The organism is uncultured Lactobacillus sp., assembly GCF_902491705.1.
In the GTDB taxonomy this organism is placed as follows: Bacteria; Bacillota; Bacilli; order Lactobacillales; family Lactobacillaceae; genus Lactobacillus.
The window spans coordinates 1-2,786 of record NZ_CABUIW010000100.1; the positions used below are offsets into that span (position 1 = coordinate 1).

General features: G+C 33.1%; 3 protein-coding genes and 1 pseudogene. All 4 read right to left on the reverse strand.

Annotation, left to right across the window (positions count from 1 at the left end; translation table 11 throughout):
* Nucleotides 1–154: 154 nt before the first annotated feature.
* Nucleotides 155–1,069 (reverse strand): RNase H family protein, encoded by a 915-nt coding sequence (locus RDN22_RS11175; RefSeq protein WP_308558146.1) that lies wholly within the window; start codon nt 1,067–1,069, stop codon nt 155–157.
* A 121-nt stretch (nt 1,070–1,190) separates the two neighbouring features.
* Nucleotides 1,191–1,802 carry a hypothetical protein gene (locus RDN22_RS11180; protein ID WP_308558147.1) on the reverse strand — a complete coding sequence of 204 codons (612 nt, stop codon included), beginning with the start codon at nt 1,800–1,802 and terminating at the stop codon, nt 1,191–1,193.
* A gap of 18 nt (nt 1,803–1,820) precedes the next feature.
* Complete coding sequence (locus tag RDN22_RS11185; RefSeq protein ID WP_308558148.1) at nt 1,821–2,171, reverse strand: hypothetical protein; 351 nt, start codon at nt 2,169–2,171, stop codon at nt 1,821–1,823.
* Between the two features lie 107 nt (nt 2,172–2,278).
* Nucleotides 2,279–2,407: pseudogene (locus RDN22_RS11190) on the reverse strand (transcriptional regulator); the annotation flags it as partial.
* Nucleotides 2,408–2,786: the final 379 nt, after the last annotated feature.

A 2,786-nucleotide genomic window follows, 5' to 3' on the forward strand; every position in this document is an offset into this window, starting at 1 on the left:
CAACGAAAAATAAATCGGCCCTCAAAAAACAATCAAGGACAATTATCTAAAAATATCAGGTCTAACCCTAGATGAGACTTGACTTTACGTAGAAAAAGATCGACTAATTTTCAAATTAATCGATCTCTATTATTTAACTTAAGTATTTAAGTTATTAATGATTAATACCCAGTTCTTTTTGTATTATTTTGATTGTTTCTTCGCATTCTTCTATTTCGCGTGCTTTTTCATATTCACTGTAGTCATCAACAGCATTATCGTATGATGCTTGATTATCCGTTAATCGCCCTGTATCACCGATTACCGAACCAGTATTATCTGCTCGATAATAAGATACATCACCACGCAAATTACTCAATTCTTTTTGTAACTCATTTAATCTATCATAAAGTTGTTCTTTAGTAGGTGCTTCTTCAAATCCCGCCTTTGCTTCAGCATCTGCTTTTTCATTATAGGAAATTCCTTTATGAGCAGGACACCAATGGAACGTAATCTCCATATTTCTTTCATTGCGACAATATTTCATATATTCTACAAAATCTTGGCTTATATCTTTTTTTGTCTGGTTGAAACCACAATCCCACAGTATTAAATCTCGTAAATCGCAATAGAGATCAACTTTATTGCGTCCTAAAGAACTTGCTTCAGATAAAGCTTCCTTAACTGCAGTAATTTCACCATTTACTTGTCTAGCACTTTGAACTGGGACAAAACTATGATCATGAATTTCTTTAATTTTTCCAGAATCATTATATATGCCATAATATCCCCAACCGGCACCATATCTTTTTGGTTCTGAATCTTTATAACTGCCATCAGTAAAAAGCATGATCTGATCCTTTTGCAAATCATTCTTCTTTGCTTCAATCTTCTTTTGAAAGATTTCTACATTTGGCTCCATTTCTACATTATTTAATTTGGCAAAAACTTCTTCTGCGTCTTTACGGTGTACAAAACCTCTATAAATTTGCCCCTCTTTTATTTGTGGTTCAATATCATCAAACCAATTGCCTTCTACCATCTTAGGCCGATAATCAACAGTAATTACCAAAAATCTTTTCTCAGACATAGGCTTATACGCTTTCTATTCATAACAACTAACAAATACAACACACTTTTTAAGCCTATTGCTTATAAAAAAGTGAACTAATCCCTTTCAAAAAGAGATCAATTCACTTATATCACTTTTACTACATTTCGTCATTAAACTTCTTCATAATAATACTATTCTCTGGCATCATTACAAAATTATTTTTCTTTGATAAGTAACCACCATAATTAGCAAAACCAGCTTGACCATCAGCATAGCCTTTTTTGCCGTCCATTTTCAAAGTGCACCATTGGTGAGTGAACTTATTCTTATTAACGTGCTTTGCTTTAAAGCCCATCTTCTTAAGAACCATTTGCATTGCATCAGCAGAGCCTGCACATGAACACTTACCATTGATGAATACGCCATAAGCTTTATTGTAATATGGTGCCTTCATTGAATAGCTGTCTCTACTTGAAAACAAGAAAACGTAATATGCAGCCATATCAACTCGCTTCAAATCTGTGTCACCTGCTCGCTTGCCAACACATTTGGCAATTAAAGCAGCTACTCTTTCAGCAGCCTGGGTGTGATTGCCCTTTTTGGTAATCGGAACTTTATGCGCCACACCATCTCTATCATATAAATAGTTACCTTTTAAAGCTGTGCTTTCGGCATTCACTTTAGAAGATGTGAACTTGACCGCGATAGTTAAACCGAGAACTAACGCAAATAATGCTAAAACTACTTTTTTGAAATCAATCTTTTTCATAATCTATCCCTTAATATATTACTTAATGACCTTGAACCATGAGTAATCACGGCTGTCTCTCATTGAGCAGTACTTATAAGACTTGCCAATGGTCCAGCCCCAAACATTACCACGCGCACGAATTGTAGCGGTCTTGCCAGGTCTCAAATAATAAGCCTTAGTGTACTTGTTCATATATTCGTATTTGCCTGGGTGCACCTTGTAGACCAAAGTCTTCTTGGTAATACGCACTTTGTAAAAACGCATCCCATACTTTTGTCCGGCAGCTTGAACATGGTTAGTTGGAACAACATTGTTATTAGCGAATACACCTAAACCGCTAACTAGCATCAGTACTGCTGCAAAAACAGCTAAAACTTTCTTTTTCATATTTTTCCTCCAAAAATATTGATTATAAATTTGAATTAATTATAGCATCATTTTATATTGCTGATTGAAAAAACTAAGCTGCTGGTAGGCAACTTAGTTTTCAAAAGCTATTTAATTATTTCAGCATTTCTTACTTCAATATCATTTTGAATATTTAAGAAATATCTTGAAGACACTCCAAATGATTTTCCTAATCTTACAGAAGTATCTACTGTAATTTTTCTTTTATCGTAAAGATCGATATTTTTTATGTCGCTCAACAACATTTTAATTCCCCAAATATTTTTAACACTTCCAAATTGCTTATGCAACAATGTTTAATATATTATTAGTCATAAGTAGTAAAAACAAGCTAATAATATAAATTGCAATCTGGCATTAAAAACTGAAATACTATAAAAAACAGCTTGACAATGATATGTGATCATATCACACGACTAAGCTGTTTTTCTTTGTTCTATTTTTTGATGCTTATAATCAATCCAGAAGAAAACAAGTTCAAAGAAGAAGGACCATACAATTTATTAATTGCCTAATCTTTTACCCTTCATCAACAGTATTTCTTATAGGAAGTCAAATATTTTATTCATAGAAAAAAGAGTATACTAAACATAT